Below are 5,075 nucleotides of genomic sequence, written 5' to 3'. Positions count from 1 at the left end.
ATGATTTTGTCTGCCATCTTTTTTGACCTGTTTTGAGCCACAGAAAAAGCATTTTTTGTGTTCAAAGCTTTTGACCTCGCTAAAAGCCTTACAGAATAAGGCTTTTCAAACTTTTTAGCACCTAAAATGTCCCTTTGCCCTCAAAAAGAGTTACAGTTTTGATTCATTTTGCTGTACTCTCTATAATGCTCGCAGCTTGATATTTTGTGTCACTTTTTCAGTTCTTCGACTATATAGTCAAAGAAATGAAAAAGTGGTACAGTAATGCTGCTAACAGGTAGCGCAGAGAGTACGGCGAGATGTGTTTAAATTGTAACTCTTTTTGAATTCCTTGACTATAACATGACAATTCAAGACAAAATTAATCATTTTTCAGTCGGATAAGTCGGATACCTTATCCGACATTTTATGATTAAAAACATTGGCTTAAATCATGGATTTGTCGGATTTAAGAATTTGACCTACATCGGAAATTTTATCTCGTAAAAACAATTGATTAAATTATGAGTTTATCGGATTCAAGAATCCGATTCGAGTCGGTTTTTATCGCAGCGGAAAAATGCCAATTTTTCAGACAACATTTTCTGTGCTTTCAGTCTATAGTCAAAGAAATCAAAAAGTATTACAGCGTTGGCTCGCCTTGCCGTACGCTCTTGTACTGTCTGCGGCTCGCCGCCTTGTACTACTTTTTCACTTCTCCGATTATAGTATCCGACATTTTTATTTTGCGAAAACAATTGATTAAATTACGATTAGCTATAGTCCAACAGAGTAGTTTTGCAGTCTGGTGCCAAGTATAAATTCCACTTCTCCGACTATAACCCTCTAAGACACCGCAATATCGTATTGCCCTTTGTCGTAACTGGGATCGCTTTGCAGGCGGATTGGGGTTTTGAGCAGGATTTGCAAATCCGAGAAGGTCAGCGATTCTTCTTCGCGGATGAAGTCAATAAAGGCGGGGGCGGCAATGACGGTTAGCTGTTTGGGCGCGTATTCGCGTACTTCTCGCATCAAATCACGAAAGAGTTCATAGACTTGGGTTTCGATGGTTTTCACATAGCCGCGTCCGCCGCAGCTTGGGCAGGGTTCGCACATGACTTGGCGCAGACTTTCGCGCGTGCGTTTGCGAGTCATTTCGATGATGCCCAGCGGCGAGATGGGGCTGATGGTGTATTTGCTTTTGTCTTTGCCCAGCGCCGAGAGTAAGGCTTCCATCACGCCTTGCTGATGCTGGCTGTCATTCATGTCGATGAAATCAATCATGATAATGCCACCGAGATTGCGCAGGCGCAGTTGGCGTGCAATGGCTTTCGCCGCCTCAAGATTGGTTTTGTAGATGGTGTCTTCCTGCGAGAGTTTGCCGACAAAGCCGCCGGTGTTCACATCAATGGTGGTCATGGCTTCGGTTTGGTCGATAATCAGATAGCCGCCCGATTTGAGGGCGACATGGCGGTCTAGGGATTTTTCGATTTCTTCTTCAATGCCGTAGCGTTCAAAGAGGCTGCGGTCGCTGTCGTAAAAATTCAGGCGATCCGCCATTTCCACAAGGAAATTGCCGGCAAATTGCGCCATGTGGCTATAAGCAATGGCATCGTCAACGGTTACGCGGATAACGTTCGGCGAGACATAATCGCGCAGCACTTTTTGATACAGCGGCAAATCGCCGTAAATCAGTGCGCCGGATTTGGCATTGCGGTAGGTATCTAAAATCGCTTCCCAAACGCGGTGCAGATATTGCATATCGGCGCGCATCGCCCAGATATCGGCGCTTTCGATGGCGGTGCGCACGATAAATCCGCCCTGCTGCCCCTGATGAAAGCCCAGCATTAAATCACGCAGGTTCCGCCGCTGCGCTTTAGAGGCGATTTTAATCGATACGCCGATATCATCGGCATTGGGCAGATAGACTAAAAAGCGCGAGGGAATGGAAATTTCGGTGGTCAAGCGCGCGCCTTTGGTGCCGATAGGGTCTTTCAGCACTTGCACCAGCAGGCTTTGCCCTTCGTAAAGCAAATCGCTAATGCGCTGCGCCTCGGCTTGCGCGCCGTTGCGTACGATGTTTTTCATATGCAAAAAGCCGGCGCGTTCCATACCGATATCGATAAATGCCGCGTCCATGCCCGGCAAAACGCGCTGTACTTTGCCTTTGTAAATATTGCCCACGATGCCGCGCCGCCGCTCGCGCTCCACCATCACATCCTGCAATACGCCGTCTTCCATAATCGCTACGCGCGTTTCATAAGCGGTATGATTGATGAGAATTTCCACGCTTACATCAGGCGGTGGCGGCGGTAAAGTGATGGGAATCAGCGAGTTCATGCAAAATCCTTATGGGCGGGCGAAGGGCATAATGCCAAAGGTGTGCAGTGTGGCACAAACCGCAGCAATCGGCAAACCGACCACAGTATAAAAATCGCCCTCGATTTTCTCCACCAATACCGCTCCCTGCCCTTGAATCGCATAGGCTCCCGCCTTGTCTGCACCTTCGCCGCCATCCACATAGGCTTGCAATAGAGCAGCGGAGGAATGGCGCATATAAACGCGTGCGATATGGGTTTCGCTCAAGCATTGCGCGCCTTTTTGTATTGTTACAGCGGTGGCGACTTGGTGCATGCGTCCGTTCATAGCGCTCAGCATGGCAAGCGCCTGCGCCGCATCACGCGGTTTGCCCAGCAATTGTCCTTCCAGAATACCGATGGTATCCGCCGCCAAGACCCATTGTTCGGGATATTGGCGTGCCACCGCCGCCGCTTTTTCCTGCGCCAGACGCTCTACCGTTTGCAAAGGGCTTTCTTGCGGCAAGGGACTTTCATCAATATCGGCGACGACAATGCGATGCGCAATGCCGACTTGCCGCAGTAAGGCACTGCGCCGCGGCGAGGCAGAAGCTAAAATGATACTCATGGCGACACCTGCAAAGAAAAAGTCACCGGACCGTCATTGATTAATGCCACCTGCATATCCGCGCCGAATTGTCCCGTTTGCGTGGCAGGATGCAGGCTGCGCACATAATCGCAAAAACGCGCAAACAACAGTTCCGCCAATGCCGGTGCCATGGCAGGGTCAAAACCTGCACGATTGCCCTTGCTCGTATTCGCCGCCAAAGTAAATTGCGATACCAGCAGCACTTCGCCGCCAATCTGCCCCACATTCAAATTCATTTTGCCTTCGCTGTCGCTAAACAAGCGGTAATTGAGCACTTTCTGCGCCAATTTTTCCGCCTGTGCCCAGCCATCCTGCTTTTCTATGCCGACCAAAACCAATATTCCCTGTCCGATAGCGGCAATTTCCCGCCCATCGACCGTCACGGAAGCCTGCCGCACACGCTGCACCAATCCAATCATCACACGCTCAACATTCAAATAAAAATGGCATAATAGCGCAGAATTCACACAGGAGCCTCCCCATGTCGCTTATCGGCCGCCATCTGCTGTCCATCGACAGCCTCAACCGCGCAGAACTTGAAGAATTGCTGGCAATTGCCAAACGCCTCGAACCGGTCGCCAAACGCCAAATGCGCTGCGACGTGCTGCAAGGCGCGGTGCTTGCCAATCTCTTCTTTGAAGCCAGCACCCGCACCCGTATGAGCTTTCACACCGCCTTCGCCCGCTTGGGCGGCGCCGTTGTCGATACCACGGGCTTTACCTTCTCTTCGCTCTCCAAAGGCGAATCCCTAGAAGACACCGCCCGCGTCATCGCCGGCTATGCCGATATCATCGCCATGCGCCACCCCGAAGAAGGTTCGGTCGCGCAATTTGCCGCCCCAATCAATGTACCGGTCATCAATGCCGGCGACGGCGCCGGCGAACATCCCTCGCAAGCCCTGCTGGACTACTACACCATCAGCAAAGAATTCGAACGGCTGGACAAAAGCATAGACGGCATGAGCATCGCCATGGTCGGCGATTTGAAACACGGGCGCACCATCCATTCGCTCTGCAAACTGCTTTCTCTGTTTAATAACATCAAATTCCGCTTTATCGCGCTGGATAATCTGCGCGCACCGGCATCCTTAATCGCCCTGCTTAAAACGCGCGGACATGAAGTACGCGAATGCGACAGCTTGGCGGCAGGACTGCCGCATAGCGACGTTATCTACGCCACCCGCATACAGCGCGAACGCATACAAGGCGGCGAAGAAATGGAAGGCTACGGCGAACAATTCCGCCTCAATGCCGCCGCCATCGCTCGACACGCCCAGCTCGACACCGTCATCATGCACCCCCTGCCGCGCGACAGCCGCGAAGGCGCATTTGATTTAGCCACCGACCTCGACCGCCTGCCGCAACTTGCCATCTTCCGTCAAGCGGACAATGGCGTTACCATGCGCATGGCGATTTTCGCCGCCATCCTCGGCGTGGCGGACAGATTAGAAGAACACTTCGCACCGCTCACACTCTACCGCCCAGCAAGACTCTCCGACCACGACGCCGATTTTTACACTTTCGACTAAGGACAAAACCATGTACATGATTACCGCCATCATCAAACCCTTCAAACTCGACGACGTGCACGAAGCCCTCTCCGAAATCGGCGTGCATGGCATCACCGTAACCGAAGTCAAAGGCTTTGGGCGCCAAAGAGGACATACCGAACTCTATCGCGGCGCGGAATACATCGTGGACTTCCTGCCCAAATTAAAACTGGAAATCGCCGTCAGCGAAGAAGCCTGCGAAGAAGTCATACAAACCATCCGCCAAGCGGCGAACTCCGGCAAAATCGGCGACGGCAAAATCTTTGTTACGCCGCTTAGCCGCGTTATCCGCATCCGCACCGGAGAAATGGACGAAGACGCCATCTAGCAGCGCGTCTCAGGCGGTATCGACAGGAGGCAGGCTTAGACTGATGATGAAGATTTGTCAAACCTAAGACCGAAGCAAAACACAAAAATGGCTGTCGTGCATAAAAGCCCGAACACGCCTTATCTCTAGGGGCTGTTGACAATCATCTTAAGGTCATAATGGTTGCAGCGAGGTAAATGTTTGCTGCAAAGGAGCTGTCTGTTTTCTCCGAACGCATGGCTATCTTCTTAAACTCCTTTAAATCACAGAAAAAATTTTCTACCAAATGGCGCC

At 51.2% G+C, this 5,075-nt stretch carries 5 protein-coding genes and 1 pseudogene; 2 read left to right on the top strand and 4 right to left on the bottom strand.

Annotation, left to right across the window (positions count from 1 at the left end):
- Window positions 1-825: 825 nt before the first annotated feature.
- From ACJHVI_RS09365 to dtd, 3 genes are read right to left on the bottom strand one after another with little or no spacing between them, the layout of a single operon-like run.
- Window positions 826-2,319, bottom strand: a complete 1,494-nt coding sequence (locus ACJHVI_RS09365; RefSeq protein ID WP_483184462.1) for an Rne/Rng family ribonuclease — start codon at window positions 2,317-2,319, stop codon at window positions 826-828.
- A gap of 9 nt (window positions 2,320-2,328) precedes the next feature.
- A complete protein-coding gene (locus tag ACJHVI_RS09360; protein ID WP_483184461.1) occupies window positions 2,329-2,904 on the bottom strand; it encodes a Maf family protein in 576 nt (191 codons plus the stop codon).
- Window positions 2,901-3,344 (bottom strand): D-aminoacyl-tRNA deacylase, encoded by a 444-nt coding sequence (gene dtd / locus ACJHVI_RS09355; RefSeq protein WP_483184463.1) that lies wholly within the window; start codon window positions 3,342-3,344, stop codon window positions 2,901-2,903. Before dtd ends, ACJHVI_RS09360 begins: the two co-directional genes overlap by 4 nt.
- A 62-nt stretch (window positions 3,345-3,406) precedes the next feature.
- Between dtd and pyrB the strand changes: the two genes are divergently transcribed.
- Complete coding sequence (pyrB, locus tag ACJHVI_RS09350; RefSeq protein WP_483184460.1) at window positions 3,407-4,453, top strand: aspartate carbamoyltransferase; 1,047 nt, start codon at window positions 3,407-3,409, stop codon at window positions 4,451-4,453.
- Between the two features lie 10 nt (window positions 4,454-4,463).
- On the top strand, window positions 4,464-4,802 hold the full coding sequence (locus ACJHVI_RS09345) for a P-II family nitrogen regulator (protein ID WP_483184459.1): 339 nt from the start codon (window positions 4,464-4,466) through the stop codon (window positions 4,800-4,802).
- Between the two features lie 142 nt (window positions 4,803-4,944).
- Here the strand turns inward: ACJHVI_RS09345 and ACJHVI_RS09340 are convergent.
- Window positions 4,945-5,075, bottom strand: a pseudogene (locus ACJHVI_RS09340) (IS5/IS1182 family transposase); the annotation flags it as partial.

Source organism: Suttonella sp. (assembly GCF_056855035.1).
The sequence above is the reverse complement of the archived record's forward strand: the minus strand, read 5'-3'. Positions and strand labels throughout refer to the sequence as shown.

Coding starts and splice junctions, on each gene's coding strand:
- ACJHVI_RS09360 (WP_483184461.1), bottom strand. CDS start 2,904: ATGAGTATCATTTTAGCTTCTGCCTCGCCGCGGCGCAGTGCCTTACTG.
- dtd (WP_483184463.1), bottom strand. CDS start 3,344: ATGATTGGATTGGTGCAGCGTGTGCGGCAGGCTTCCGTGACGGTCGAT.
- ACJHVI_RS09365 (WP_483184462.1), bottom strand. CDS start 2,319: ATGAACTCGCTGATTCCCATCACTTTACCGCCGCCACCGCCTGATGTA.
- ACJHVI_RS09345 (WP_483184459.1), top strand. CDS start 4,464: ATGTACATGATTACCGCCATCATCAAACCCTTCAAACTCGACGACGTG.
- pyrB (WP_483184460.1), top strand. CDS start 3,407: ATGTCGCTTATCGGCCGCCATCTGCTGTCCATCGACAGCCTCAACCGC.